At 69.4% G+C, this 24,717-nt stretch carries 28 protein-coding genes, 1 tRNA gene and 1 riboswitch; of the genes, 20 read left to right on the top strand and 9 right to left on the bottom strand.

Annotated elements, in window-relative coordinates:
* Positions 1 to 44: 44 nt before the first annotated feature.
* On the top strand, positions 45 to 809 hold the full coding sequence (locus tag ACWCQK_RS09680) for an RDD family protein (protein WP_451153685.1): 765 nt from the start codon (positions 45 to 47) through the stop codon (positions 807 to 809).
* Between the two features lie 77 nt (positions 810 to 886).
* On the opposite strand, the gene ACWCQK_RS09675 is transcribed toward ACWCQK_RS09680, so the two are convergent.
* The gene (locus tag ACWCQK_RS09675; RefSeq protein ID WP_451153683.1) at positions 887 to 1,159 is read right to left on the bottom strand and encodes a hypothetical protein; all 273 of its coding nucleotides are present in this window, start codon (positions 1,157 to 1,159) and stop codon (positions 887 to 889) included.
* 403 nt (positions 1,160 to 1,562) lie between these two features.
* Here ACWCQK_RS09675 and ACWCQK_RS09670 point away from each other — a divergent pair, with 403 nt between their 5' ends.
* Positions 1,563 to 3,911: an immune inhibitor A domain-containing protein gene (locus ACWCQK_RS09670; RefSeq protein ID WP_451153681.1), complete on the top strand. Its 2,349-nt coding sequence runs from the start codon at positions 1,563 to 1,565 to the stop codon at positions 3,909 to 3,911.
* Between the two features lie 121 nt (positions 3,912 to 4,032).
* A complete protein-coding gene (locus tag ACWCQK_RS09665) occupies positions 4,033 to 4,365 on the top strand; it encodes a hypothetical protein (RefSeq protein WP_451153679.1) in 333 nt (110 codons plus the stop codon).
* 67 nt (positions 4,366 to 4,432) lie between these two features.
* On the opposite strand, the gene ACWCQK_RS09660 is transcribed toward ACWCQK_RS09665, so the two are convergent.
* Both ACWCQK_RS09660 and ACWCQK_RS09655 read right to left on the bottom strand, forming a co-directional pair.
* Positions 4,433 to 5,017, bottom strand: coding sequence for a nicotinamidase (locus ACWCQK_RS09660; RefSeq protein WP_451153677.1), 585 nt, complete (start codon positions 5,015 to 5,017; stop codon positions 4,433 to 4,435).
* A gap of 144 nt (positions 5,018 to 5,161) precedes the next feature.
* Positions 5,162 to 6,508 carry a nicotinate phosphoribosyltransferase gene (locus ACWCQK_RS09655; RefSeq protein WP_451153675.1) on the bottom strand — a complete coding sequence of 449 codons (1,347 nt, stop codon included), beginning with the start codon at positions 6,506 to 6,508 and terminating at the stop codon, positions 5,162 to 5,164.
* A gap of 179 nt (positions 6,509 to 6,687) precedes the next feature.
* Between ACWCQK_RS09655 and clpS the strand changes: the two genes are divergently transcribed.
* The 7 genes from clpS to ACWCQK_RS09620 all read left to right on the top strand — a co-directional run bounded on the left by clpS (position 6,688) and on the right by ACWCQK_RS09620 (position 11,570).
* A complete protein-coding gene (clpS, locus tag ACWCQK_RS09650) occupies positions 6,688 to 7,005 on the top strand; it encodes an ATP-dependent Clp protease adapter ClpS (protein WP_451153673.1) in 318 nt (105 codons plus the stop codon).
* 12 nt (positions 7,006 to 7,017) lie between these two features.
* A complete protein-coding gene (locus ACWCQK_RS09645) occupies positions 7,018 to 7,623 on the top strand; it encodes a DUF2017 domain-containing protein (RefSeq protein ID WP_451153671.1) in 606 nt (201 codons plus the stop codon).
* Between the two features lie 318 nt (positions 7,624 to 7,941).
* Positions 7,942 to 9,366: an amino acid permease gene (locus ACWCQK_RS09640; protein ID WP_451153669.1), complete on the top strand. Its 1,425-nt coding sequence runs from the start codon at positions 7,942 to 7,944 to the stop codon at positions 9,364 to 9,366.
* A gap of 136 nt (positions 9,367 to 9,502) precedes the next feature.
* Positions 9,503 to 9,925, top strand: coding sequence for a Mov34/MPN/PAD-1 family protein (locus ACWCQK_RS09635; RefSeq protein ID WP_451153667.1), 423 nt, complete (start codon positions 9,503 to 9,505; stop codon positions 9,923 to 9,925).
* Between the two features lie 179 nt (positions 9,926 to 10,104).
* Positions 10,105 to 10,200 (top strand): putative leader peptide, encoded by a 96-nt coding sequence (locus ACWCQK_RS09630; protein ID WP_311315062.1) that lies wholly within the window; start codon positions 10,105 to 10,107, stop codon positions 10,198 to 10,200.
* A gap of 123 nt (positions 10,201 to 10,323) precedes the next feature.
* Positions 10,324 to 10,602: a MoaD/ThiS family protein gene (locus ACWCQK_RS09625; RefSeq protein WP_451153665.1), complete on the top strand. Its 279-nt coding sequence runs from the start codon at positions 10,324 to 10,326 to the stop codon at positions 10,600 to 10,602.
* Positions 10,603 to 10,619: 17 nt separating this feature from the next.
* Positions 10,620 to 11,570, top strand: coding sequence for a PLP-dependent cysteine synthase family protein (locus tag ACWCQK_RS09620; protein WP_451153663.1), 951 nt, complete (start codon positions 10,620 to 10,622; stop codon positions 11,568 to 11,570).
* 42 nt (positions 11,571 to 11,612) lie between these two features.
* Here the strand turns inward: ACWCQK_RS09620 and ACWCQK_RS09615 are convergent, their stop codons facing one another.
* Entirely contained in the window at positions 11,613 to 12,068 is a 456-nt protein-coding gene (locus tag ACWCQK_RS09615) for a type II toxin-antitoxin system PemK/MazF family toxin (protein WP_451153661.1), read from the bottom strand.
* A 215-nt stretch (positions 12,069 to 12,283) separates the two neighbouring features.
* Between ACWCQK_RS09615 and ACWCQK_RS09610 the strand changes: the two genes are divergently transcribed.
* Positions 12,284 to 13,036 (top strand): MBL fold metallo-hydrolase, encoded by a 753-nt coding sequence (locus tag ACWCQK_RS09610; RefSeq protein WP_451153659.1) that lies wholly within the window; start codon positions 12,284 to 12,286, stop codon positions 13,034 to 13,036.
* A 76-nt stretch (positions 13,037 to 13,112) separates the two neighbouring features.
* Here ACWCQK_RS09610 and ACWCQK_RS09605 read toward each other — a convergent pair whose 3' ends face one another.
* Both ACWCQK_RS09605 and ACWCQK_RS09600 read right to left on the bottom strand, forming a co-directional pair.
* Positions 13,113 to 14,363 (bottom strand): PTS transporter subunit EIIC, encoded by a 1,251-nt coding sequence (locus ACWCQK_RS09605; RefSeq protein ID WP_451153657.1) that lies wholly within the window; start codon positions 14,361 to 14,363, stop codon positions 13,113 to 13,115.
* A 141-nt stretch (positions 14,364 to 14,504) separates the two neighbouring features.
* On the bottom strand, positions 14,505 to 15,791 hold the full coding sequence (locus ACWCQK_RS09600) for a PTS transporter subunit EIIC (protein WP_451153655.1): 1,287 nt from the start codon (positions 15,789 to 15,791) through the stop codon (positions 14,505 to 14,507).
* Between the two features lie 176 nt (positions 15,792 to 15,967).
* Here ACWCQK_RS09600 and ACWCQK_RS09595 point away from each other — a divergent pair, with 176 nt between their 5' ends.
* From ACWCQK_RS09595 to rdgB, 4 genes are all read left to right on the top strand, one after another.
* A complete protein-coding gene (locus tag ACWCQK_RS09595) occupies positions 15,968 to 16,201 on the top strand; it encodes a glucose PTS transporter subunit EIIB (RefSeq protein ID WP_043228148.1) in 234 nt (77 codons plus the stop codon).
* 97 nt (positions 16,202 to 16,298) lie between these two features.
* Positions 16,299 to 17,036, top strand: coding sequence for a ribonuclease PH (rph, locus tag ACWCQK_RS09590; RefSeq protein ID WP_451153653.1), 738 nt, complete (start codon positions 16,299 to 16,301; stop codon positions 17,034 to 17,036).
* Positions 17,037 to 17,176: 140 nt separating this feature from the next.
* On the top strand, positions 17,177 to 17,578 hold the full coding sequence (locus ACWCQK_RS09585; RefSeq protein WP_451153651.1) for a hypothetical protein: 402 nt from the start codon (positions 17,177 to 17,179) through the stop codon (positions 17,576 to 17,578).
* A gap of 52 nt (positions 17,579 to 17,630) precedes the next feature.
* Positions 17,631 to 18,233 carry an RdgB/HAM1 family non-canonical purine NTP pyrophosphatase gene (rdgB, locus tag ACWCQK_RS09580; protein ID WP_451153649.1) on the top strand — a complete coding sequence of 201 codons (603 nt, stop codon included), beginning with the start codon at positions 17,631 to 17,633 and terminating at the stop codon, positions 18,231 to 18,233.
* A gap of 57 nt (positions 18,234 to 18,290) precedes the next feature.
* Here the strand turns inward: rdgB and ACWCQK_RS09575 are convergent.
* A tRNA-Leu gene (locus ACWCQK_RS09575) sits at positions 18,291 to 18,363 on the bottom strand.
* A gap of 189 nt (positions 18,364 to 18,552) precedes the next feature.
* Positions 18,553 to 19,020: a thioredoxin-dependent thiol peroxidase gene (bcp, locus tag ACWCQK_RS09570; RefSeq protein WP_451153647.1), complete on the bottom strand. Its 468-nt coding sequence runs from the start codon at positions 19,018 to 19,020 to the stop codon at positions 18,553 to 18,555.
* A gap of 95 nt (positions 19,021 to 19,115) precedes the next feature.
* Between bcp and ACWCQK_RS09565 the strand changes: the two genes are divergently transcribed.
* The 3 genes from ACWCQK_RS09565 (at position 19,116) to sugE (ending at position 20,331) form a co-directional block, all read left to right on the top strand.
* On the top strand, positions 19,116 to 19,445 hold the full coding sequence (locus tag ACWCQK_RS09565; RefSeq protein WP_451153645.1) for a DUF3618 domain-containing protein: 330 nt from the start codon (positions 19,116 to 19,118) through the stop codon (positions 19,443 to 19,445).
* 55 nt (positions 19,446 to 19,500) lie between these two features.
* Complete coding sequence (locus ACWCQK_RS09560; protein ID WP_451153643.1) at positions 19,501 to 19,857, top strand: GroES family chaperonin; 357 nt, start codon at positions 19,501 to 19,503, stop codon at positions 19,855 to 19,857.
* 49 nt (positions 19,858 to 19,906) lie between these two features.
* Positions 19,907 to 19,976: riboswitch (guanidine-III (ykkC-III) riboswitch) on the top strand.
* A gap of 34 nt (positions 19,977 to 20,010) precedes the next feature.
* The gene (sugE, locus tag ACWCQK_RS09555; protein WP_451153641.1) at positions 20,011 to 20,331 is read left to right on the top strand and encodes a quaternary ammonium compound efflux SMR transporter SugE; all 321 of its coding nucleotides are present in this window, start codon (positions 20,011 to 20,013) and stop codon (positions 20,329 to 20,331) included.
* 14 nt (positions 20,332 to 20,345) lie between these two features.
* Here sugE and ACWCQK_RS09550 read toward each other — a convergent pair whose 3' ends face one another.
* Entirely contained in the window at positions 20,346 to 22,790 is a 2,445-nt protein-coding gene (locus ACWCQK_RS09550; RefSeq protein WP_451153639.1) for a transglycosylase domain-containing protein, read from the bottom strand.
* A gap of 203 nt (positions 22,791 to 22,993) precedes the next feature.
* Between ACWCQK_RS09550 and ACWCQK_RS09545 the strand changes: the two genes are divergently transcribed.
* Complete coding sequence (locus ACWCQK_RS09545) at positions 22,994 to 23,794, top strand: ABC transporter permease (protein ID WP_451153637.1); 801 nt, start codon at positions 22,994 to 22,996, stop codon at positions 23,792 to 23,794.
* 49 nt (positions 23,795 to 23,843) lie between these two features.
* Entirely contained in the window at positions 23,844 to 24,608 is a 765-nt protein-coding gene (locus ACWCQK_RS09540; protein ID WP_451153940.1) for an ABC transporter permease, read from the top strand.
* The last annotated feature ends 109 nt before the right edge of the window (positions 24,609 to 24,717 follow it).

Raw genomic sequence — 24,717 nt, 5'->3', positions numbered from 1 at the left:
GCTCGCCGGATGCGGAGCCGTGGGGTTCGCGGTCGACTCGGGCCATGAGCAGCGAACCGCCCCCCGGCTCCGGTCAGCAGCCACCGGACGACGATCCGTTCAGGAAGCAGCCCCCGCCCGGGCAGGGCGCGGGCTCGCCGTACGACACCCCGCAGGGCGGCCAGGAACCCACGCCCCCGGGCGGCCAGCCGCCGCCCCCGGGTGGTCAGCCGCCGTACGGCGGCGGCTCCCCGTACGGCAGCCAGCCGCCGCCCTACGGCGGCGACCCGTACGGCGGGGCGGGCCCCTACGGCGCGGGCGGCCCCCAGGGCGGCGGCGGTCCCTACGGCGGCGGCCAGTACCCCGCCGATCCGCTCGCGGGGATGCCCCCGCTCGCGGAGAGCGGCAGGCGCACCCTCGCCCGGATCATCGACCTCATCCTCGTGGGCATCGTCGTCTGGCTGGTCACCTGGCCGTTCGGGGTCCACGAGTACGACGTGAACGCCGACAAGATCTCCTACGGCAAGTCCTTCGTGCAGTCCCTCGTCGCCGCCGTGCTCTACATCGGTTACGACACCTTCCTGATCGCCAGGTCGGGACAGACCCTCGGCATGAAGTGGCTCGGCATGCGGGTGGCCAACCTCGACAACGGCGGGACGCCCTCGACCCAGACCTCGCTGGTGCGCGCGGCGGTGTTGTGGATCCCGTTCGCGTTCTGCTGCGCCTGCGTCTGGACCATCATTGCGGGCGGCTGGAGCTACTTCGACAAGCCCTACAAGCAGGGTCTGCACGACAAGGCGGCCAAGACGGTGGTGGTCAGCACCCGTTGACGCCCCACGCGCAGCGGAAACGGCGGGCCCGTGGTCACACGGGCCCGCCGACTGTGTGTGCGGGGTGCAGGACGGGGTCAGGGAGCCGTCGGCACCCGCTCCTCGACGGCCTCGGGCACCCGGACGCTCTCGGGTGCCGCGACGGCCTCGGGCCCCTCGGCCGCGGCACCGGCGCGCGGCTTCGGCAACGGGACCGTCATCGCCACCAGGAGTCCCAGCGCGAGTGCCGCGAGGGCGATGACCGCGATCCCCACGCCCGAACTCGTCTGTGACAGCAGCAGCATGGCGAGCGTCGAGAAGATCACGGTGGATGAACCGTAGGCGAGCTGTGCGGCAGTCGGACGAGGCATGGCAATCGTGTCCTCGGATGAGAAAGGGGGGTGAGAGGGGCTATCGGCCTGGCTTTCCGCCGGCTTCCGGGTCTTCCGCCGGTCGACTCTAATCGGCTGCATGCCCGAGTGGAACGAACGGTAAGCGTGACCTGACGAACAGTGCCGGTGCACGGGGGGCGCACGGAGTCATGACGTCCAGGAAGTGGACAGCCGTACGCGCCTGTTGTGTTACGACCTCGTGTCCGCAATGCGAACGCCCGCTTCACATAATGCAGTTGTCCTGCTCAAGTCAAGGTCTGTCTTTTCTTCTAAACCAGTAGTCAAATGTCGTCACTTGACTACACGCGTATAACCCCGCGCGGACCTTCCATGAACAGGACCCCCCTCCGCGCGCCCGGTTTGCGTCAGGGGAGGACATCAAGTGAGCAGCAGACCATGGACGTTCAGAGCGGCCGCCACGGTCGTCGCCCTCGCGGCGGCCTCGGCGACGTTCTCGACCTTCGCGGTGGCGCAGGCCGCGGAGAACACCCCCGCGGGAGCTCCCGCGGTGGACCGGCACGACCCGCAGCCGGTGAAGGGCAAGGAGCACGACCTCGACGGCCCCCTGAGCAGGACCCAGGAGGCACAGCGCGAGGAGGCTCTCCAGCAGGTCATCTCCGGCGAGGCGTCGGTGAAGAACCGGGACGGCTCGAAGGTCGTCCAGCTGAAGGGCCGCAAGGGCGCCGGCAAGTACGTCGAGCTCGGCCGTGAGAAGACCGACAAGATCTTCACGATTCTCGTCGAGTTCGGCGACCAGGTCGACAGCCGCTACGGCGGCACCCCCGGCCCGCTGCACAACAAGATAGCCGCGCCGGACCGTGCCAAGGACAACAGCACGGCCTGGCAGGCGGACTACAACCAGAAGCACTTCCAGGACCTGTACTTTGGCGCCGGCAAGAACACCGAGTCGCTGAAGAAGTACTACGAGAAGCAGTCCTCGGGCCGCTACTCGGTCGACGGCGAGGTCACCGACTGGGTCAAGGTGCCCTACAACGAGGCCCGTTACGGCTCCAACAAGGCCTCCACCGGCGCCTGGTACGCGGTGCAGGACGGCGTCAACGCCTGGGTCGCCGAGCGCGAGGCCGCCGGTGACACGGCCGCCGAGATCAAGACGGAGCTGGCCCGGTTCGACCAGTGGGACCGCTACGACTACGACGGCGACGGCGACTTCAACGAGCCGGACGGCTACATCGACCACTTCCAGATCGTGCACGCCGGTGAGGACGAGTCCGCGGGCGGCGGCGCCCAGGGCGAGGACGCGATCTGGGCGCACCGCTGGTACGCCTTCGGCACCGACGCCGGTTCCACCGGTCCGGACACCAACAGGCTCGGCGGCACGCAGATCGGCGACACCGGCATCTGGGTCGGCGACTACACCATCCAGCCGGAGAACGGCGGCCTGGGCGTCTACGCCCACGAGTACGGCCACGACCTCGGCCTGCCCGACGAGTACGACACCGCGGGCGGCGAGAACTCCACCGGTTTCTGGACCCTGATGTCGTCCGGTTCCTGGCTCGGCACCGGCAAGGACGCCATCGGCGACCTCCCCGGCGACATGAACGCCTGGGACAAGCTCCAGCTCGGCTGGCTCGACTACGACGTGGCGAAGGCCGGCAAGCGGTCCTCGCACACGCTGGGCGTCGCGGAGTACAACACCAAGAACCCGCAGGCCCTCGTGGTCACGCTGCCGAAGAAGACGGTCACCACCGACGTCGTCGCCCCGGCGCAGGGCGCCACGCAGTGGTGGAGCGGCAGCGGTGACGACCTGCGCAACACTCTGACGCGCTCGGTCGACCTGACCGGCAAGTCCGCCGCGAGCCTCAGCCTCGACGGCTGGTGGGACATCGAGCAGGACTACGACTACCTCTACACCGAGGTCTCCGCCGACGGCGGCGCCAACTGGACGCCGGTCGACGGCACTCTGGCCGACGGCAGCGCCATCCCGCGCGACGGCAGCGGCAAGCCCGCCCTCACCGGCTCGGTGGACGCCTACCAGAAGCTGACGTTCCCGCTCGACGCCTACGCGGGCAAGAAGGTCGACCTGCGCTTCCGCTACCAGACCGACGGCGGCGTGGCGCAGAAGGGCTTCGCGGCCGACGAGATCACGGTGACCGCCGACGGCGCGACCCTGTTCTCCGACAACGCCGAGTCCGCGGACGCGGCCTGGACGGCGGCGGGCTTCTCCCGCATCGGCGCGTCCATCACGGACGACTACGCGCAGTACTACATCGCCGAGAACCGCCAGTACGTCTCGTACGACAAGCAGTTGAAGACCGGCCCGTACAACTTCGGCTTCTCGAAGACCCGTCCGGACTGGGTGGAGCACTACGCCTACCAGAACGGTCTGCTGATCTGGAAGTGGGACACCTCCCAGGCGGACGACAACACCAGCGCGCACCCGGGCGAGGGCCTGATCCTGCCGATCGACTCCCACCCGACGCCGCTGAAGTGGTCCGACGGCACGCTGATGCGCAACCGCGTCCAGGCCTACGACTCGCCGTTCAGCTGGTACCCGACGGACGCCGTCACGCTGCACAGCGCGGACGTCGCCACCAAGATCAAGTCGAAGCTCGGCGTCCCGCTCTTCGACGACCGCCGCTCGACGTACTACGACGCGTCGAACCCGTACGCCGGTGTCAAGGTCACTGACACCAACACCCGGATCCTGATCGTCGACGAGCCGCTGAACGGCTCGACGATCAAGCTCCAGGTTGGACCTTCCTCCAAGTAAGCGGAGTTTTCGCAGGTCAGAAGCGTATCGGCGGCAACCCCTTGGCGGGTTGCCGCCGGTCGTGTTTAGGTGCGTCCTGTGGATTTCTTATTGACACCGACGCTCACGGGGGTGTGACCGCATGGCCGCAGGAGGTTTCTGCAAGCTGCCGAACGGCATGGTGGTGGTGGCGCTGAACCTGCCCAGCCCCGCCGTCGACGGCTCGACGGGCGTCCGTGTCCTGGTCCACGCCCAGAACCGGGCGCGGGCCCTGACCAGGCTCCGCAACCTGGGCATGCGCGCCGTCTACCTGCGCGGCAACGCGGCGCCGCCGACCCCCGACGAGATCACCGCGGTCCTGCACCATCCCGACGGCCTGATATGGCGTACCTCGCCCGACAGCGCCGTCACCATGGTCCCGGAGCTGTGGCACCCCATCAGAGCCCTCCTCAGACGCCCACCGGCCCCCGCGTAGCCCTTCACGCGGGTCTCAGGTAGCCCTTCACCCGGGCCTCGCGTAGCGCTTCGCCGCCCCCGGCGGGCTAGACGACCGGCTTTCCGGTCAGTTCGACGCCCGCCGTGCGCAGTTCCTCCAGTGCCCGTTCGGTGGAGTCCTCGGCCACCCCCGCGGTCAGGTCGAGGAGCACCTGGGTGCGGAAACCCTCCCGTACCGCGTCCAGGGCGGTGGCCCGCACACAGTGGTCCGTGGCGATGCCCACCACGTCCACCTCGTCGATCTGCCGCGCCCTGAGCCAGTCGCCCAGGGAGACGCCGTTCTCGTCGGCGCCCTCGAAACCGCTGTACGCCGCCGCGTACGCCCCCTTGTCGAACACGGCGTCGATCGCCCCGGAGGCGACCACGGGCGCGAAGTTCGGGTGGAAACCCACCCCCTCCGTGCCGGCCACACAGTGCGCCGGCCAGGAGCGGACGAAGTCGGGGTTGTCGGCGAAGTGGCCGCCGGGTGCGATGTGCAGGTCACGGGTGGCCACCACGTGCCGGTAGCCGGCGGGCGCCTGCCCGATCAGCTCGGTGATCGCGGCGGCGACATCGGCACCTCCGGCCACCGCGAGGCTGCCTCCCTCGCAGAAGTCGTTCTGCACGTCTACGACGATCAAGGCGCGGCGCATGGTCGGTGTCCTTCGGCTATGGGGTCTTCGTGGGGAAGGGAAGAGGTGCTGGGCCCGGCCGTGAAACTCCGAGCCTAGAGACTTCGGCGGCGATGCGGGAGGGGGCGGTCGTGGGCGGGAACGAGGGCGGCGAGGGCACTCGCTCTAGCTACCCGACCGCCCGTGGACGTACTCCGTAGGAAGGACGGGTTCCCCGCGTGAGAGCTGGGTCGCCGACAGCGGCAGCCGGGACCGGACCGCGGTGTGGCGGTCCCGTACGACGTCCAGGGGCTCGCGGGCGACCACCTCGCCGCCCTTGACCAGCTCGACCAGCAGCTGCCGGTCCGCCAGCTCGCCGGGCACCGCGCCCGTGCCGACGACCTCGGCCTCGGCGACCCCGTGCTCGTCCAGCCGCCGCGCGGCCCACTTGCGGCCGCCGACGGAGGTCTTGCCACCGGTGGACCTCTTCGCCACCGGCAGCAGCGGCGCCTTCGGGTCGGCGGACTCGGCGCGGGCCACCAGCTTGTAGACCATCGCGCAGGTCGGGTGCCCGGAGCCGGTCACCAGCTGCGTACCGACGCCGTACGCGTCCACGGGGGCGGCGGCCAGTGAGGCGATCGCGTACTCGTCCAGGTCGGAGGTCACGATGATCTTCGTGTCGGTCGCGCCCAGCTCGTCCAGCTGGTGGCGCACCCGGTGCGCCACCAGCAGCAGGTCGCCGGAGTCGATGCGTACCGCGCCCAGCTCGGGTCCGGCGACCTCCACCGCCGTACGGACCGCCTCGGCGACGTCGTAGGTGTCCACCAGCAGGGTCGTGCCCCGGCCCAGCGAGACCACCTGCGCCCGGAACGCGTCCCGCTCGTGGTCGTGCAGCAGGGTGAAGGCGTGCGCGGAGGTGCCGACCGTGGGGATGTGGTAGCGGAAGCCGGCGGCCAGGTCGGAGGTGGAGGAGAAGCCGCCGAGGTACGCGGCGCGGGAGGCGGCGACGGCGGCCAGCTCATGGGTGCGCCGGGCGCCCATCTCGATCAGCGGCCGGTTCCCGGCGGCGGAGGACATCCGGGAGGCGGCGGCCGCGATCGCCGAGTCGTGGTTGAGGATGGAGAGGATCACCGTCTCCAGCAGCACGCACTCGGCGAAGGAACCCTCCACCCGCATGATCGGGGAGCCCGGGAAGTACACCTCGCCCTCGGGGTAGCCCCAGACGTCACCGGAGAAACGGTAGGCGGCGAGCCACTCCAGGGTCGCCTCGTCGACGACGGCCCGTTCGCGCAGGAAGCCCAGGACGTCCGGGTCGAAGCGGAAGTTCTCGATCGCGTCCAGGACCCGCCCGGTGCCCGCGACCACGCCGTAGCGCCGGCCTTCCGGCAGCCGCCGGGTGAAGACCTCGAAGACGCTGCGCCGCTCGGCGGTGCCCGCTTTCAGGGCCGCTTGGAGCATCGTCAGCTCGTACTGGTCGGTGAAGAGCGCCGTCGAGGGAACGTCCACCGGCAGCCCAAGGTCCGCTACGTCCACCAAAGCTCTCCTAGCCGTGACTCCTCGGACACCCCCGGACACCGCCGGGGGCCCGGGGGCGGTCCCCCGGGTGTGCAGCATGACGACGGATCGTACTCCCATTTCGTCAGTCTGACGATTTAAGGTCCGGGGCCGCCCCGGGCAGGGCGTTTGTGCGGCTGCCCCCCTTGGGTGGCAGCATGGGCCCTGTGACGTCACCCGCACCCCTGGAGATCGAACGCACCGAGTCGGCGGAGGAGGTTTTCGCCGTACCCGAGCCCGACGTCCCCTGGGTCACGATCGTCCACAACGACCCGGTCAACCTCATGAGCTATGTGACGTACGTCTTCCAGTCGTACTTCGGCTACTCCAAGGACAAGGCCACCAAGCTCATGCTCGACGTCCACCACAAGGGCCGGGCGGTCGTCTCCAGCGGCAGTCGCGAGGAGATGGAACGCGACGTGCAGGCCATGCACGGCTACGGTCTGTGGGCCACCCTCCAGCAGGACCGGAAGTAGCGAATCGCCTTCATGCCCGGACACTTCGAACCGCTTCCCGGCGGCGGCGCGGCCGTCGCCCTCGACGACGTCGAGATCTCCATCATCCGGTCGCTGACCGTGCAGCTCCTGGAGCTCATCGGTCCCGGCCCCGCCGAGGACGCCGCGGACGACCCGCTCGCCGAGCTGTTCGCCGAGGGTCCGAGCGAACCGCCCGCCGACCCGGTCCTCAGAAGGCTCTTCCCGGACGCCTACGGCGACCCGGAGGGCGCCGCGGGTCCGCAGGAGGCCGAGAAGCAGCGGGCCCACTCCGCCGAGTTCCGCCGCTTCACCGAGAACGACCTGCGGGCCGGCAAGCGGGACAACGCCCTCACGGTGATCCGCACCCTGGACGCGCTGGCCCCCGTCGCCGGTGACAGCGGCGCGGTGCTGAAGCTGTCGCCCGGCGAGTCCCGTCAGTGGCTGAACTCCCTCAACGACCTGCGGCTGGCGATCGGCTCCCGGCTGGAGATCAGCGACGAGGACGACACCGACGTCCTCTACCGCCTGCCGGACGAGGACCCGCGCAAGCCGATGGTGATGGCCTATCTCTGGCTGGGCGGGCTCCAGGAGACGCTCGTTTCCACCCTTATGCCCTGACAAATCCGGCAAAGCGTTCGCTCAGAGGACGCTCAAATCCGGATAACGATCCCGTCACCGGGGCGGCCGACTGTGTCCACTTTGTGCACCCTTTGGCCGTCTCTCCTTGTGTGGTGCGCCACAAACCGCCCAGGTGATCAGTGTCGTGGGCGTGATAGATCTTCACGACCGCCCGGCGAACACCACCCATGTTCCGCCGGGTGCGCCACCGAGCCGACGACCGTCGGCCAGGCACAGCTCCATACATCCGGGGGGATCGCAACCCGATCCGAGGTCGACGAGAGGCCCGGGTCGGCATGGAGAAAGGGCGCACCACACATGACCTCTGTGCAGGTCGAGAAGGACAACACCCCCGAAGAGGGATACGAGCGCGGGCTCGGCAGCCGCCAGGTCCAGATGATCGCGATCGGCGGAGCCGTCGGCGTCGGCCTCTTCCTCGGCGCAGGGGCGAACATCGCCAAGGCGGGCCCCAGCCTCATCCTCATGTACGCCCTCGCGGGCGTGATCATCTTCTTCATCATGCGGGCGCTCGGCGAGCTGCTGCTCTACCGCCCGGTCTCGGGCTCGTTCGCGGAGTACTCACGCGAGTTCCTCGGCCCGTTCTTCGGCTACTTCACCGGCTGGACGTACTGGCTGATGTGGGTCGTCACCGGCATGGCGGAACTCACCGCCGCCGCGATCTACGTCAACTACTGGTTCCCGTCCGTCCCCCAATGGGTGACGGCGCTGGTCTTCCTGGTCGTGCTGTTCGTGGCCAACCTGATCTCGGTCAAGCTCTTCGGCGAGATCGAGTTCTGGTTCTCGATGGTCAAGGTCACCGCGCTCATCGGCATGATCGTGATCGGCCTGGGCGTCCTCACCTTCGGCTTCAGCTCCGCCGGTGACACCGCCTCGGTCGCCAACCTCTGGCAGTTCGACGGCTTCTTCCCCAAGGGCATCGGCTCGTCCCTGATGACCCTCCAGGGCGTCATGTTCGCCTACCTCGCGGTCGAGCTCGTCGGCGTCACGGCGGGCGAGTCCGAGGACCCGGAGAAGACCCTCCCCAAGGCGATCAACACCCTGCCCTGGCGCATCGCGCTGTTCTACGTCGGCGCCCTCACCGTCATCCTGTGCGTGGTGAAGTGGACCGAGTTCGCCCCCGGCGTCAGCCCCTTCGTCGAGGCCTTCGCGAAGATCGGCATCCCGGCCGGCGCGGGCATCGTCAACTTCGTCGTGCTGACCGCCGCCCTGTCCTCCTGCAACTCCGGCATGTACTCCACGGGCCGCATGCTGCGCACCCTCGCGGACAGCGGCGAGGCCCCGAGGGTCTTCAACCGGCTCTCCTCGACGAAGACCCCCGCGCTCGGCATCACCGTCTCCATGCTGTTCATGGGCATCGGCGTGGTCCTGAACTACGTCGTCCCGGACAAGGCCTTCAGCTACGTCACCTCCGTCGCCACCGCGGCCGGCATCTGGACCTGGCTGATGATCCTGATCTGCCACGTCCGCTACCGCCGCGCGGTCGTGGCGGGCCGCCTGCCCGCCTCCTCCTTCCCGGCGCCGGGCGGCGCGGTGTGCTCCTACATCGCCATCGCGTTCCTCCTCTTCGTCACCGGCCTCATCGCCTACGACGCCGAATCCCGGGTCTGTCTCTACGTGATGGCGGGCTGGGCCGCCGCCCTGGCCATCGGCTGGTCGGTGCTCAAGACCCGCAACCCGCGGGTCGCCGAGCGCCGCGAACCGGCACTGGAGAACGCCGGCTGATCACCTCCCCCGAGGACGTCCGGCCGCGGGGAGCACTCGTGGTGTCCCCTCCGGCAGCCGCTCAGGACGTCCGGCATACGGGCCGTGCCGTACCGACCCTCGGTACGGCACGGCCCGTCTGTTTATCCTGACCGGCATGCTGACCATCACCCAGGACCTGTACGACCGGATCGTCGAACACGCCCGCCAGGACCACCCCGACGAGGCGTGCGGCGTGGTCGCGGGCCCGGCGGGCGAGGGCCGGCCCGAGCGCTTCGTCCCCATGCTGAACGCGGCCCGCTCGCCCACGTTCTACGAGTTCGACTCGCAGGACCTGCTCAGGCTCTACCGCGACCTGGACGACCGCGACGAGGAGCCGGTGATCATCTACCACTCCCACACCGCGACCGAGGCCTACCCCTCCCGCACCGACATCTCCTACGCCAACGAGCCCGGCGCGCACTACGTCCTCGTCTCGACCGCGGACACCGACGACGCGGGCGACTTCCAGTTCCGTTCCTTCCGGATCGTCGAGGGCGAGGTCACGGAGGAGGAGGTCAAGGTCGTGACGGCGTACTGACACCGGGACCGGCACCGGGATTGGGACCGGCACTCGGGCCGTCACCGATGCCGTCGTCGGGGCCCGCAGCACCGCGAGCGGGCCGCCCCGGACCGCTCCGTCTCACTCCCCGGCCGGAACCCGTCCGGTATGTGGGATCACCTTCCGGGACCCGGACCGGGAATCGATACGATGAGCCCATGGTTTTCCACGACGTGAGTGACAGGACGCCGGGCACGCTGCTCGTGGCGCGGCTGCACGTCGACCTGTGCAGGCTCGCCAGCGCCATCTGTTGACGCAGATCCCTGCCGCCGTACGGCCCGTGGGCCCTCGGCGCCCGACCCGCGTACGGACACCGAGCACGCCCCGCGCCGCCGCGCGCCCACCGACCTGAACACTCCCGACAGGAGCCCTGAGCCATGGCCATCGAGGTCCGCATCCCCACCATCCTCCGCACCTACACCGACGGCGCGAAGGCGGTCGACGCCACCGGGGACACCCTCGCCGAGCTGTTCGCCGACCTCGACACCCGGCACCCGGGGGTCCAGGCCCGCATCGTCGACGGCGGCGAACTGCGCCGCTTCGTCAACGTCTACCTCAACGACGAGGACGTCCGCTTCCTCGACGGCATCAACACCAAACTGTCCGACGGCGACAACGTGACGATCCTGCCGGCCGTGGCCGGCGGCATGGCCTGATCGGCTCCCGGTCACCCATGCGCTACGACTCCCCGCTGGCCGCGGTGGGCAACACCCCTCTGGTGCGCCTGCCGCGGCTGTCGCCGTCCCCCGAGGTCCGCATCTGGGCCAAGCTGGAGGACCGCAACCCCACCGGCTCCGTCAAGGACCGCCCGGCCCTGCACATGATCGAGCAGGCGGAGAAGGACGGCCGCCTCACCCCGGGCTGCACCATCCTCGAACCCACCTCCGGCAACACCGGCATCTCCCTCGCCATGGCGGCCAGGCTCAAGGGCTACCACATGGTGTGCGTGATGCCCGAGAACACCTCGCAGGAACGCCGGGACCTGCTCGGCATGTGGGGCGCGCGGATCGTCCCCTCCCCGGCCGCCGGCGGCTCCAACACCGCCGTAAGGGTCGCCAAGGAACTGGCCGCCGAACACCCGGACTGGGTGATGCTCTACCAGTACGGCAACCCCGACAACGCCGGCGCCCACTACGCCACCACCGGCCCGGAGATCCTCGCCGACCTCCCCTCCGTCACCCACTTCGTGGCCGGCCTCGGCACCACGGGCACGCTGATGGGAGTCGGCCGCTACCTCCGCGAGCACAAGCCGGACGTACGGATCGTCGCCGCCGAACCGCGCTACGACGACCTGGTCTACGGCCTGCGCAACCTCGACGAGGGCTTCGTCCCCGAGCTCTACGACGCCTCCGTGCTGACCAGCCGCTTCTCCGTCGGCTCGGCGGACGCGGTCACCCGCACCCGTGAGCTGCTCCAGCAGGAGGGCATCTTCGCCGGCGTCTCCACCGGCGCCGCCCTGCACGCCGCGATCGGCGTCGGCACCAAGGCCGTCAAGGCGGGCGAGAGCGCCGACATCGTGTTCGTCGTGGCCGACGGCGGCTGGAAGTACCTCTCCACCGGCGTCTACACCGCGGCCACCACCGAGGAGGCCATCGCGACCCTCCAGGGCCAGCTCTGGGCCTGACCGGGACCGGTCACGGGCCTGACGGCCCGAGGACCGGCCGCGCTACGTCGTGAGGTGGCGGACCTGGTCCCACAGGACCGGGTCCACCACCCCCACCCGCCGCCGGAAGTCGACCAGCGGCACCTGGCGCAGCTCGTCCGTCTCCAGGAAACTCGTCCGCCCGTGCGCGTCCCCGACCGCACCCGGCGGCAGCGGGATCACCCCGGCCCGCTCGTCGTGGTACCTGCTCGTGATCTTCGCGACCGTCGCCCGCCGCCCGCGCACCGACAGCACCAGACACGGCCGGTCCTTGCCCCCCGGCCCGTCCTCGTAGGGCACGCTCGCCCACCAGATCTCCGCCGGCCGCGGCCGCCCCGAGCCCCCGCGCCGCCCGGGCCGCCCGGGGGGCCGGGTCCGGCGCCGGGGCGGCCGGCCGCTGCGGCCCCAGCCGTCGACGAGCACGGCGACCAGCGCGAGCAGCACCACCGCCGCCAGTGCCAGCCACCATGACGTGTCCATACGACGACGTTACCGGCGCGCATTCACCATTGCGCGCCCTATCCCGCGCCCCTTGCACCGCACTTCCAGCCGAACCGGTGACACCACAGGTGAGTTCGCCCACAACGGCCCCTGGCGGAGGAGCGACCGGGGGTTTTGCGCCTTACGCTCGACGGATCGCACGACCCCCGTCTCCCTGTTTCCCAGCTGTTCCCGCCCGCGGAGGTTTCTGCTTTATGAAGCTCACCGTCGTCGGCTGCTCGGGGTCGTTCCCGTCCGCGGAATCGGCCTGCTCGAGCTACCTCGTAGAGGCCGACGGCTTCAGGCTGCTGCTCGACATGGGCAATGGTGCCCTGGGCGAGTTGCAGCGCCACTGCGGTCTCTACGACCTCGACGCGATCTTCCTGAGCCATCTGCACGCCGACCACTGCATCGACATGTGCGCCTACTTCGTCGCGCGCTACTACCGCCACGACGGCGGCCGCTGCGACCCGCTCCCGGTCTACGGACCCGAGGGCACCGAGCACCGCCTCACCACGGCCTACGCCGACACCCCCACCGCCTCGTCCATGAGCGAGGTCTTCGACTTCCACACCGTGAAGCCGTCCACCTTCGAGGTCGGGCCCTTCACCGTGCACACCGAACGCGTCGCCCACCCCGTGGAGGCGTACGCCATCCGGATCGAGCACGGCGGCCGCTCGCTGACGTACTCCGGTGACACGGGTGCCACCGCGGCGCTGGAGGAACTCGCCCGGGACACCGACCTGTTCCTGTGCGAGGCCGCCTTCACACACGGCAAGGAAGACATCCCCGACCTGCACCTCAACGGCCGCGAGGCGGGTGAGACGGCGGCCCGGGCCGGTGCCCGCCGCCTCGTCCTGACCCACATCCCGCCGTGGACGGACCCCCGCATCAACCTGGCGGACGCGCGCGCGGTCTACGACGGGCCGGTGGAGCTGGCGGCGCCGAGGGTGTCGTACGAGATATAGCGGACCCCGACGGACAGACGAAAGGCCCCGGAACCGTGACGGTTCCGGGGCCTTCGTCATGCCTTGCGCAGGGGGCTCACGCCTTCGTGAGGTCCTCGATCTCCTCCTCGGGCTCACGGCCCGGGGTGGGGAGGTTGAACTTGGTGATCGCGAAGCGGAAGACGCTGTAGTAGATCGCGGCGAACACCAGGCCGATGGGGATGATCAGCCAGGGCTTGGTGGCCAGGTTCCAGTTGAGCGCGTAGTCGATGAAGCCCGCGGAGAAGTTGAAGCCCGCGTGTACGCCCAGTGCCCAGGTGACCGCCATGGAGACGGCCGTCAGGACCGCGTGGATCAGGTACAGCACCGGGGCGATGAACATGAACGAGAACTCGATGGGCTCGGTCACACCGGTCACGAAGGACGTCAGGGCGAGCGAGATCATCATGCCCATCACGGCCTTGCGGCGCTCGGGGCGGGCACAGTGCGCGATGGCGATCGCGGCGGCCGGCAGACCGAACATCATGATCGGGAAGAAGCCGGACATGAACATTCCGGCCGTCGGGTCGCCGTGGAGGAAGCGGTTGTAGTCACCGGTGAAGACGGTGCCCGCCGAGTCCTTGAACTCACCGAGCTGGAACCATGCGACGGTGTTCACGAACTGGTGCATACCGATGGGGATCAGGCCACGGTTGATCAGACCGAAGAGTGCGGCGCCGCCCGAGCCCAGACCGGTCATCCACTCGCCGAAGTTGCCGATGACCTCGCCGACCGGCTCCCAGACGAGACCGAAGAAGACACCGACGAGGATGCCGACGAAGGCCATGATGATCGGCACCAGGCGGCGGCCGTTGAAGAAGCCGAGCCAGTCGACCAGCTTCGTGCGGTGGTAGCGCTGCCAGATCACTGCGGACAACAGGCCCATGATGATGCCGCCCAGGACACCGGGGTTGTTGTAGGTGGCTGCTATGTCCGCACCTGCCTGGACCTTGGCCTCGGTCACCGGGAAGGATTCCAGGACCTTGCTGTAGACCAGGAAGCCCACCAGCGCGGCGAGCGCGGTGGAGCCGTCCGACTTCTTGGCGAAGCCGATGGCGACGCCGATACAGAAGAGGAGCGGCAGGTTGCCCGTGATGGCACCGCCTGCGTTGTTGAAGACCGAGGCGACCTTGTCCCATCCGAGACCGTCGGCACCGAACACATCGGGCTGGCCAAGTCGGACGATCAGGCCCGCCGCCGGCAGCACGGCGATCGGGAGCTGCAAGCTCCGGCCGACCTTCTGCAGGCCCTGGAACAGGCCGGATCCCCGCTTCTTTGCGGGAGCCGCCGTGGCGCTGGCGGTGCTCATAGACTTCCTCCATCGGGTGGTGGTCTACACCACTCAGTGGTGTAGACCTGTTGTACACGATGAAGGCGGTATAAGGAACCCGTCAAATTCGCAACCGGAGCGCTACGCGCAGTACCCCTCGCGCGACCCCCGCCGGCCCCGTCAGACCTTCGTGACGTCCTCGACCTCGTCCTCCGGCTCCCGGCCGGGCGTGCGCAGGTCGAACCGGGTGATGGCGAAGCGGAATACGGCGTAGTAGACCGCCGCGAAGCACAGCCCGACCGGAATGATCGCCCACGGTCTCGTCGCCAGCTGCCAGTTGATGACGTAGTCGATCAAGCCCGCCGAGAACGCGAACCCGTCGTGCACCCCCAGCGCCCACGTCACCGCCATCGACACACCCGTCAACAGCGCGTGGAACACGTACAGCAACGGCGCGACGAACAGGAACGAGTACTCCAGTGGCTCGGTGATCCCGGTGACGAACGACGTCAGCGCCACCGAGAGCATCAGCCCCCCCACCTCCTTGCGCCGGTGCGGCTTCGCGCAGTGCGTGATCGCCAGCGCCGCCGCCGGCAGCGCGAACATCATGATCGGGAAGAAGCCCGAGGTGAACTGCCCCGCGTGCGGATCACCCGCCAGGAACATGTTGATGTCACCGTGCACCACCGTGCCGTCGGGCTCGGTGTAGCTGCCGAACTGGAACCAGAGCGGCACGTTCAGGAACTGGTGCAGCCCGATCACCAGCAGCGCCCGGTTCGCGACCCCGAAGATGCCGGCGCCCCAGGCGCCCAGATCACTCAGCCAGTCGCTGAAGCTCTCCAGCGCGCCACCGATCGGCGGCCAGATCCACAGACACAACGCCGCGAACACGATCGCCGTGAACGCCATGATGATCGGCACCAGCCGGCGGCCGTTGAAGAAGCCCAGCCAGTCCACCAGCCTCGTACGGTGATAGCGCGCCCAGAAGAAGGCCGCCAGCAGCCCCATCACGATCCCGCCGAACACCCCCGGGTTCTGGTACGTGAACGCCGTGACCGACCCGTCCGTCACCTGGCATCCCGTGGCGACCGGCCGCGACCCCGGCGCGCAGTCCTGCGGGAACTGGCGCAGCACATTGAAGTAGACAAGGAAGCCCGCCACCGCCGCCAGCGCGGTGGACCCGTCGGACTTCTTGGCCATCCCGATCGCCACGCCCACGCAGAACAGCAGCGGCAACCCCAGGGAGCCGTCCAGCAGCGCGCCGCCCGCGCCCTTCATCACCTGCGAGACATCGGTCCAGCCCAGCCCGTCGGCCCCGAACATGTCCGGCTGCCCGAGCCGGTTGAGAATGCCGGCGGCCGGCAGCACGGCGATGGGGAGCTGAAGACTGCGGCCCATCTTCTGCAGGCCCTGGAACAGGCTGTTCCAGCGTCGGCGTGCCGGGCCGGCCATGGCGTCGGCGCTCATCGGGCTCCTCCAGCGGGGACCGGGTTTGGCGACCGTCCGCGGGGTGGTGTAGACCAGTTGGCGCACGGTTCCGTTGTCGTGAAGGCCATCCTTCGGTACCCACGGCACGACCGCTCGCGAAGATGGGCCAACTGTGGGTTACTGCGACAAAGCGGTTCGGATCAGGGAGAAGGAACATGGCCACCAAGGCTGAGAAGATCGTTGCCGGGCTCGGCGGCATCGACAACATCGAAGAGGTCGAAGGCTGCATCACCCGGCTCCGTACCGAGGTCGCCGACGCGAGTCTGGTCGACGACGCCGCACTCAAGGCCGCCGGAGCCCACGGCGTCGTCAAGATGGGCACCGCGATCCAGGTCGTCATCGGCACCGACGCCGACCCCATCGCCGCGGAGATCGAAGACATGATGTGAGGCACCCCCTCACCACCTGAGGCACCGCCTCACCCGGACAGGGGCCCTTCCCGGCACGGGACGGGCCCCCTCCCTCTGTACGGCTAGGCTCAGCGCCATGTCTCGAATCGACGGCCGCACCCCCGAACAGCTCCGCCCCGTCACCATCGAACGTGGCTGGAGCAAGCACGCCGAGGGCTCCGTCCTCGTCTCCTTCGGCGACACGAAGGTCTTCTGCACCGCCTCCGTCACCGAAGGCGTCCCCCGCTGGCGCAAGGGCAGCGGCGAGGGATGGGTCACCGCCGAGTACTCCATGCTGCCCCGCGCCACCAACACCCGCGGCGACCGCGAATCCGTCCGCGGCAAGATCGGCGGCCGCACCCACGAGATCAGCCGCCTCATCGGCCGCTCCCTGCGCGCGGTCATCGACTACAAGGCACTCGGCGAGAACACCATCGTCCTCGACTGCGACGTCCTCCAGGCCGACGGCGGCACCCGCACCGCCGCCATCACCGGCGCCTACGTCGCCCTCGCGGACGCCATCACCTGGGCCCAGGGCCGCAAACTCGTCAAGGCCGGACGGCAGCCACTCACCGGAACCGTCTCCGCCGTCTCCGTCGGCATCGTCGGCGGCGTACCCCTCCTCGACCTCTGCTACGAGGAAGACGTCCGCGCCGAGACCGACATGAACGTCGTCTGCACCGGCGACGGCCGCTTCGTCGAGGTCCAGGGCACCGCCGAAGCCGAGCCCTTCGCCCGCGACGAGCTCAACTCCCTTCTGGACCTGGCGGTTTCCGGCTGCGTCGAACTCGCCGCCGCACAGCGCGCGGCACTTGATACCGTCCTCGAAAAGTAAAGGGGACACCAAGCAGGCCGGCCCGGACGGGCAACCACACCTCCGACCTCGGCGTCCCTACGAGTACGGGCGCACGGCACACCGCCGCGCGCCCGTACCGCAACGGGGGCCCTCAGGGCCCGACAGGGAGGGAACCACCCATGGGCGCGAGCCGACGCCGAGGTCGCCGTACCGCCATAGCCGCCGTCGTGGCGGCCGTCGCACTCACCACCGGCCTGACCACCGGTTGCGACGCAGTCAACAAGGCGCTCGACTGCGTCCAGACCGCGGACGCCATCGCCGACAGCGTGACCAACCTCCAGCAGGCCGTCGAGAACACGTCGAACGACCCGACACAGCTCGGTGAATCCCTCACCTCCATCGAGAACGACCTCGACCGGATCGGCGACAAGACCGACAACACCGACGTCAACAAGGCGGTCGACGACCTGCGCGAGGCCGTGGGCAACGTCCGCACCGCCGTGGACAACGGCGACAACACCCCCGACCTCAGCCCCGTCACCGACGCCGCCGGCGAACTGACGAAGGTCTGCACCCCGTAGGAAGTCCGCGGGCGAGGCGGCGGGCCGGACCGGTCCCGGGATACTGGACCCCATGACCCGCCTGATCCTCGCCACCCGCAACGCCGGAAAGATCACCGAACTCAGGTCGATCCTCGCCGACGCAGGACTGCCCCACACCCTCGTCGGCGCGGACGCCTACCCCGACATCCCCGACGTCAAGGAAACCGGCGTCACCTTCGCCGAGAACGCCCTCCTCAAGGCCCACGCGCTGGCCCGGGCGACGGGCCTCCCGGCGGTCGCCGACGACTCGGGCCTGTGCGTCGACGTCCTCAACGGCGCACCCGGCATCTTCTCCGCCCGCTGGGCCGGCCGCCACGGCGACGACCAGGCCAACCTGGACCTCCTCCTCGCCCAGCTCTCCGACATCGCCGACGAGCACCGCGCCGCGCACTTCTTCTGCGCGGCGGCACTGGCCCTGCCCGACGGCACGGAACGCGTGGTCGAGGGCCGGCTCCCCGGCCTCCTGCGCCACACCCCGTCCGGCACGAACGGTTTCGGCTACGACCCGATCCTCCAGCCCGACGGCGATTCCCGCACCTGCGCGGAACTGACCCCCGCCGAGAAGAACGAGATCAGCCACCGAGGCAAGGCGTTCCGGGGACTGGTACCAGCGGTACGGGAACTGCTGGGCTGAACACGCACAAAGAGCCCCTCGCTTCTGAGACGAAGACGAGGGGCTCTTCCTGTGTCGTGCGCCCGGTCGGATTCGAACCGACAGACACGACCACCTAAAGATCGCCGCTCAGCCCTTGGCGTACGGGCGCTTGTGCCGGGGCCTACCTTACTGGGCCATGCGCGCCGCTGTATGCCTCCTCCGCACCAGGTACTCGTGACCACGTGGCAGTCCGGGCACAGCGACCGCGGGCTTTCCCGCCGGTCATCGCTCCGGAACGTGAAGCGGCCCGCGTCGGGGTCATCCGGCGCGGGCCGTTCGCAGGCAGGGGGAGGGGGGCTCAGATGCCGAGGTCCTTGATGATTTTGGCTACGTGGCCCGTCGCGCGGACGTTGTACAGGGCGTGTTCGACCTTGCCCTGTTCGTCGACCACGATCGTGGAGCGGATGACGCCCATGTACGTCTTGCCGTAGTTCTTCTTCTCGCCGAAGGCGCCGTACGCGTCGAGGGCCTGCCTGTCCGGGTCCGCCAGGAGCGTGACCTTGAGGGACTCCTTCTCGCGGAACTTGGCCAGCTTCTCCGGCTGGTCGGGGGAGATGCCGATGACGTCGTACCCGGCGCCGGCCAGCAGGTCGAGGTTGTCCGTGAAGTCGCAGGCCTGCTTGGTGCAACCGGGAGTCAGGGCCGACGGGTAGAAGTAGACGATCACCTTGCGGCCCTGGTGGTCGGCCAGTGACACCTCGTTGCCGTCGGCGTCGGGCAGGGTGAAGGCGGGGGCGGTGTCCCCGGGCTGGAGTCGCTCGCTCATCGGGCTAGCGTAACCGGGGGTCCTGACAGTGCGGCGCGGTGCGAAGCTGACAGACTGTCCGGAACAACGCATCAGCAGACTTCGGAGGCCGTACGGTGGCGGACACGTCGGACACCAGAACCCCGGCGCAGATCGAGGCGGACATCAAGAGCCGCCGCGAGGTGCTGGCCGAGACCCTCGACGAGATCGGTGTGCGAGTGCACCCGAAGACGGTCGTCGGTGACGCCAAGGCCAAGGTCGCCTCCCACATCGATCACACGCTCGGGCGCGCCTACGTCGGTGTCAACCGGGCCGTGACCGACGTGCGGGCGCGCTTCGTCGACGAGGAGGGCGCGCCGCGCCTGGAGCGGATCGTGCCGGTCGCGCTCGTCGCCGTCGGGCTGGTGGGGCTGCTCGCCGTGGGGGCGAAGCGCCGCAAGGGCTGAGTGGCGGGCGACCCACCCGCGTACGGATCGGCTTCGGCCAGGTAGGTTCAGTGGTGTGAGCGCCAACAGAAACGAGCACAACCCCCGTCACGACAAGCTGCCCATCCGGATGCTGCACGACCGCGTACTCGTGCGGCAGGACACCTCCGAGGGTGAGCGGCGTTCCGGTGGCGGCATCCTGATCCCCGCCACGGCCGCCGTGGGGCGTCGCCTGGCCTGGGCCGAGGTCGTCGCGGTGGGCCAGAACGTACGGACCGTGGAGCCGGGCGACCGGGTGCTGTACGACCCGGAGGACCGTGCCGAGGTCGAGGTGCGGGGTGTGGCGTATGTGCTCATGCGTGAGCGCGACCTGCATGCCGTGGCGGCGGACCGTTTCGAGGGGTCGGAGGACTCGACCGGGCTGTACCTCTGAATCCACGGTGGGAGAGGGCTGGTGACCGTTGTCACCGGCCCTTTTTCTGTTCTTTTGCTACGTTGGAGAGGAACCCGACGAGACGCGCCGTACCGGGACGCAGGCAAAGACGACGCAGCCGTATTCGCCCGGTATGTCTCGGAGGTGCCTGTCATGGCCTGGGTTCTGCTCGTCGTCGCCGGTCTGCTCGAGGTCGGCTGGTCGGTCGGGATGAAGTACACCGACGGATTCACCCGGCTGGTCCCGAGTCTGCTCACCGGCTCGGGCATCGTCGCGAGCATGGTGCTGCTGTCGTACGCCGCGAAGTCGCTGCCCATCGGTACCGCGTACGGGGTGTGGGTGGGGATCGGTGCGGCCGGTGCGGCGGTGGTCGGCATGGTGGTGCTGGGTGAGCCGGCGACCGCCGCCCGGATCTTCTTCGTGGTGCTGCTGCTGGTCGCCGTGGTGGGGCTGAAGGCGACCTCCGGTCACTGACCGGGGGCGGGCGGTCACTCCCTGCGGGTGCCGAAGACGCCTGTGCCCAGGGTGGTGCCGTTGGTCGCGCCGCCGTCGTTCGTGCCGCCGGTGGCGGTGCCGTCGTCCGGTCCGCCGTCGGTGGTGCCGCCGTCCGTGGAGCCGCCCTCGTCGGTGTTGCCGCCGTCCGTCGTCCCGCCGTCCGTGGAGCCGCCCTCGTCGGTGCCGCCGTCGGTGGTCCCGCCCTCGTCGGTGCCGCCGTCGTCCGTGGAGCCGTCGGTGGTCTCGTCCTCGTCGGTGTCGCCGCCGTCGGTGTCGCCGTCGGTGGTGGCGCCGCCGTTGTCCTGGCCCGCGCTGTCGTGCCGCTCGTGGAAGGGGTCGGTGTCGGGGGCCTGTTGCCGGTCGGCGCCGGGCTGGAGCCGGAGGTCGAAGTCGGTCACGGGCTTGCCCTTGAGGGCGGCCCTGGTGAACTGCGCCCAGATCTCGGTGGGCGCGCCGCCGCCGTTGACGCGCTGCAGGCCCATGGCGCCGTAGAGCGGTTTGTGGGCGGCGGTGACGGGGTCCTGGCCCATGACGGAGACGACGGTGGCCAGTTCGGGGGTGTAGCCGGCGAACCAGGCGGCCGTGTCGTTCTCGGCGGTTCCGGTCTTGCCGGCCGTGGGGCGGCCCGCGGCCTGGGCGGCGGTGGCGGTGCCGTTCTCGACGACGCTGCGCAGGATGGAGGTGGTGGTGTCGGCGGCCTCGCGGCTGACGGCCTGGCGGGCCTTCACCTTGGGCATCTCCATGACGTCCTGGCCGTCCTTGGTGACCTTGTCGATCATCGTGTACGTGCCGATCCTGCCGTGGTTGGCCAGGGTGGCGTACGCCTCCGCCATGTCGAGGACGCTGGCGGTGGCGGTGCCCAGCGCGATCGAGGGGTAGGGGTTGAGGTCCTGGGTGTCGGCGGGGATGCCGAGGGCGACGGCGGTGTCCTCGACCTTCTGGGGGCCCACGTCGACGGCCATCTGCGCGTACACCGCGTTGACGGACTTGTCGGTGGCGGTGCGCACGGTGATGTTGCCGTACGAGGTGTGGTCCTCGTTCTCGGGCGCGTAGGCGGGGCCGCTCCAGCCCTGGACGGGGCGTTCGTTGGTGCCGTCGTAGTAGGTGTTGGGGGTGATGGTGCGGCCGTCCTGGGTGACGGAGCCGTTCTGGACGGCGGAGGTGAACACGAACGGCTTGAAGGTGGAGCCGACCTGGAAGTCGCCGCGGGTGGCGTTGTTCGTGTACTGCTTGGTGTAGTCGATGCCGCCGTACATGGCGACGACCTTGCCGGTCTTGGGGTCGACGGCGGCGCCGCCCGCGCGGACGTACGTGTCGACCTTGCGGTTCTTCTTGTCCAGTTTGGACATGAGCTTGTCGTCGACGGCTTTGACGAAGGCGTCCTGTCGGCTCTTCTGGAGCGTGGTGGTGACGCGGTAGCCGCCGGCCTCGAGCTGGTCCGCGGTGACGATCTTGTTGTCCTTCAGGTAGTCCTTGATCGCGTCGACGATGTAGCCGCGCTGTCCGGACATGCCCGCGGCGGCGGCGCTGGCTTCCTTCGGTGTCGGGAACTTCATCCCGGCGCGGTCGCCCGCGCTGATCCAGCCCTTGGTGACCATGCCGTCGAGGACGTAGTTCCAGCGGGCCTCGGCGGCGGCCTTGTTCTCGGGGTGGGCGATGACGTCGTACTCGCTGGGCGCGTTGAGCAGTGCGGCGAGGTAGGCGCCCTTGGCGGGGTCGAGGTCCACGGCGTCGACGCCGTAGTAGGCCTGGGCGGCGGCCTGGATGCCGTAGGCGTTGCGGCCGAAGTAGCTGGTGTTGAGGTAGCCCTCGAGGATCTGGTCCTTGCTCTGTGTGCGGTCGAGCTTGATGGAGATGAAGAACTCCTTCACCTTGCGCGTGACGGTCTGCTCCTGCGCGAGGTAGTAGTTCTTGACGTACTGCTGGGTGATGGTGGAGCCGGACTGCCTGCCCTTGCCGGTGGCGGTGTTCCAGCCGGCCCGGACCATCGCCTTGGGGTCGACGGCGGACTCGGTGTAGAAGTCGCGGTCCTCGGCGGCGAGGACGGCGTGCTGGGCGTCCTTGGAGACCTGGGCGAGGGTGACGTTCTCCCGGTTGATCGCGCCGTCGCGGGCGATCTCGGTGCCGTCGGCGTAGAGGTAGACGTTGCTCTGTTTGGTGGCGAGCGCGTTGGCCGGCGGGATCTTGACCAGGGAGTAGCCGAGGAAGAACAGGCCGATCAGCAGCAGTATGCCGAGGACGAAGGTGCCCAGCACCATGCGCCAGGTCGGGAAGATGCGGCGCCAGCCGGTGCGTTTGGCCTTCTTCGGCTTCTTTTCCTGCATATCGACTGCTTCGCCCCCTTCATCCGCCTTGTTCCCAGGCGCGTCGGCCGGCTGCGGCTCTCTCGACACCACCGTGCCCCGGGTCGGCTGCTGCGGCTGCGGCTCGTCACTCATGTCGTGCACGGACTCCCGTTTCGCGTCGTACGTTCCCGTACGCCCTCGTACGCCTTCTGCGCCCCCTGTTGAAGACTGTCGCACCATGCGTTCCGTTCCCGACAATCGGCACGCGTTGCACCCGGAAAATGCGTAGAGGTCCGGGTCGGCCGCGCAGTAGGCTCCGGCGCTTCGGTGTCGGGCGGTCCTGGAGGGCGGTGGGTGTGGGCGCGGGACGGGTGTACGTGGCCGTCGCGGCGGGCGGATTCAGACGGTACGCGACGTATCGGGTGGCCACGGCCGCCGGAGTGTTCACGAACACGGTTTTCGGCCTGATCCTCGTCTACACGTACCTGGCGCTGTGGGACGAGAAGCCGCACCTCGGCGGCTATGACCAGGCGCAGGCGGTGACGTATGTGTGGCTGGGGCAGGCGCTGTTGTCGACGCTCGCCCTGGGGGGTGGCGGGGTCGAGACCGAGTTGATGGAGCGCATCCGCACGGGTGACATCGCGATCGACCTGTACCGGCCGGTCGATCTTCAACTGTGGTGGCTGTCGGCGGACTTGGGGCGGGCGTTGTTCCAGCTCGTGGGGCGGGGCCTGGTGCCGTTCGTGTTCGGCGCCCTGTTCTTCCCGACCGCGTTGCCGCGGGACATGGCGGCCTGGGCGGCGTTCCTGGTCGCCGTGGCACTGGCGATGGTGGTCGGTTTCGGGTTGCGGTTCCTGGTGGCGTTGAGCGCGTTCTGGCTGATGGACGGCACGGGGGCGCAGCAGATGTCGTGGATCGTGGGGTTCTTCTGCTCGGGGATGATCGTGCCGCTGAACGTGTTTCCGGGTGAGCTCGGCGAGGTCGTACGGCTCCTGCCGTGGTCGTCGCTGCTCCAGGCGCCGGCCGATGTGCTGATGGGCGAGGCCGACCCGTGGTCCACCTTCGCCTTCCAGGCGGTGTGGGCGGTGGCGCTGCTGGGTGCGGGGCGCCTGGTGCAGGCGGCCGCGACGCGTCGGGTGGTGGTGCAGGGTGGCTGAGCCGGGGCGGCTGGCGGAGGGGGTGCGGACGTACCGGCTGATCGCCGGGATGTGGATCCGCTCCACGATGGCCTACCGGGCCTCCTTCGTCATGACGACGGTGGGGAACTTCGCGGCGACCGGGCTGGACTTCGTCGCGATCCTGCTGATGTTCTCGCGGGTGGACGCGCTCGGCGGTTACTCGCTGCCAGAGGTCGCGTTCCTCTACGGCCTGTCCGGGATGGCGTTCGGGCTGGCTGACCTGGCGATCGGGTCGATGGACCGGCTGGGCAGCCGGGTGCGGGACGGCACGCTGGACACGCTGCTGGTGCGGCCGGCGCCGGTGCTCGCGCAGGTGGCCGCCGACCGGTTCGGGCTGCGCAGGCTCGGCCGGGTGATCCAGGGGGCGCTGGTGCTCGGGTACGCGCTGGGGTCGCTGGACATCGACTGGAGCGTGCCGAAGCTGCTGCTGATGCCGGTGATGGTGGTCAGCGGCAGTGGGATCTTCTGCGCGGTGTTCGTCGCGGGGGCGGCCTTCCAGTTCGTGGCGCAGGACGCGTCCGAGGTGCAGAACGCGTTCACGTACGGCGGTACGACGCTGCTCCAGTATCCGCCGACCGTCTTCGCCCAGGAGCTGGTGCGCGGGGTGACCTTCGTGCTGCCGCTGGCCTTCGTCAACTGGCTGCCGGCGAGCTATGTGCTGGGGCGGCCCATGCCGCTCGGGCTGCCGAGCTGGATCGGGTTCGCGGGGCCGCTGGTGGCGGTGGGCTGCTGCGCGCTGGCCGGCCTGGCCTGGCGGGCGGGGCTGCGGGCCTATCGGAGTACGGGAAGTTAGGGGTGGTTCGGGGCATGGGCGGCTTGGACGGTGTGGACGGGTTGGAAGGCTTGGGCGGCTCGGAGGGGTTGGACGGCTCGGACGGCTCGGACGGCTCGGACGGTATGGA

This window comes from Streptomyces sp. NPDC002306 (assembly GCF_053593435.1).
The sequence above is the reverse complement of the archived record's forward strand: the minus strand, read 5'-3'. Positions and strand labels throughout refer to the sequence as shown.

What these genes read in the sequence shown, in the direction of transcription:
- bcp (WP_451153647.1), bottom strand. Translation starts at nt 19,020, where the DNA reads ATGAGCGAGCGACTCCAGCCCGGGGACACCGCCCCCGCCTTCACCCTG.
- ACWCQK_RS09540 (WP_451153940.1), top strand. Translation starts at nt 23,844, where the DNA reads ATGTGGATCCGCTCCACGATGGCCTACCGGGCCTCCTTCGTCATGACG.
- ACWCQK_RS09595 (WP_043228148.1), top strand. Translation starts at nt 15,968, where the DNA reads ATGGCCACCAAGGCTGAGAAGATCGTTGCCGGGCTCGGCGGCATCGAC.
- ACWCQK_RS09630 (WP_311315062.1), top strand. Translation starts at nt 10,105, where the DNA reads ATGGTTTTCCACGACGTGAGTGACAGGACGCCGGGCACGCTGCTCGTG.
- ACWCQK_RS09680 (WP_451153685.1), top strand. Translation starts at nt 45, where the DNA reads ATGAGCAGCGAACCGCCCCCCGGCTCCGGTCAGCAGCCACCGGACGAC.
- ACWCQK_RS09675 (WP_451153683.1), bottom strand. Translation starts at nt 1,159, where the DNA reads ATGCCTCGTCCGACTGCCGCACAGCTCGCCTACGGTTCATCCACCGTG.
- ACWCQK_RS09620 (WP_451153663.1), top strand. Translation starts at nt 10,620, where the DNA reads ATGCGCTACGACTCCCCGCTGGCCGCGGTGGGCAACACCCCTCTGGTG.
- ACWCQK_RS09625 (WP_451153665.1), top strand. Translation starts at nt 10,324, where the DNA reads ATGGCCATCGAGGTCCGCATCCCCACCATCCTCCGCACCTACACCGAC.
- rdgB (WP_451153649.1), top strand. Translation starts at nt 17,631, where the DNA reads ATGACCCGCCTGATCCTCGCCACCCGCAACGCCGGAAAGATCACCGAA.
- ACWCQK_RS09615 (WP_451153661.1), bottom strand. Translation starts at nt 12,068, where the DNA reads ATGGACACGTCATGGTGGCTGGCACTGGCGGCGGTGGTGCTGCTCGCG.
- ACWCQK_RS09585 (WP_451153651.1), top strand. Translation starts at nt 17,177, where the DNA reads ATGGGCGCGAGCCGACGCCGAGGTCGCCGTACCGCCATAGCCGCCGTC.
- ACWCQK_RS09600 (WP_451153655.1), bottom strand. Translation starts at nt 15,791, where the DNA reads ATGAGCGCCGACGCCATGGCCGGCCCGGCACGCCGACGCTGGAACAGC.
- ACWCQK_RS09605 (WP_451153657.1), bottom strand. Translation starts at nt 14,363, where the DNA reads ATGAGCACCGCCAGCGCCACGGCGGCTCCCGCAAAGAAGCGGGGATCC.
- sugE (WP_451153641.1), top strand. Translation starts at nt 20,011, where the DNA reads ATGGCCTGGGTTCTGCTCGTCGTCGCCGGTCTGCTCGAGGTCGGCTGG.
- ACWCQK_RS09550 (WP_451153639.1), bottom strand. Translation starts at nt 22,790, where the DNA reads ATGAGTGACGAGCCGCAGCCGCAGCAGCCGACCCGGGGCACGGTGGTG.
- clpS (WP_451153673.1), top strand. Translation starts at nt 6,688, where the DNA reads ATGGGCCCTGTGACGTCACCCGCACCCCTGGAGATCGAACGCACCGAG.
- ACWCQK_RS09645 (WP_451153671.1), top strand. Translation starts at nt 7,018, where the DNA reads ATGCCCGGACACTTCGAACCGCTTCCCGGCGGCGGCGCGGCCGTCGCC.
- ACWCQK_RS09660 (WP_451153677.1), bottom strand. Translation starts at nt 5,017, where the DNA reads ATGCGCCGCGCCTTGATCGTCGTAGACGTGCAGAACGACTTCTGCGAG.
- ACWCQK_RS09635 (WP_451153667.1), top strand. Translation starts at nt 9,503, where the DNA reads ATGCTGACCATCACCCAGGACCTGTACGACCGGATCGTCGAACACGCC.
- ACWCQK_RS09665 (WP_451153679.1), top strand. Translation starts at nt 4,033, where the DNA reads ATGGCCGCAGGAGGTTTCTGCAAGCTGCCGAACGGCATGGTGGTGGTG.
- ACWCQK_RS09640 (WP_451153669.1), top strand. Translation starts at nt 7,942, where the DNA reads ATGACCTCTGTGCAGGTCGAGAAGGACAACACCCCCGAAGAGGGATAC.
- ACWCQK_RS09610 (WP_451153659.1), top strand. Translation starts at nt 12,284, where the DNA reads ATGAAGCTCACCGTCGTCGGCTGCTCGGGGTCGTTCCCGTCCGCGGAA.
- rph (WP_451153653.1), top strand. Translation starts at nt 16,299, where the DNA reads ATGTCTCGAATCGACGGCCGCACCCCCGAACAGCTCCGCCCCGTCACC.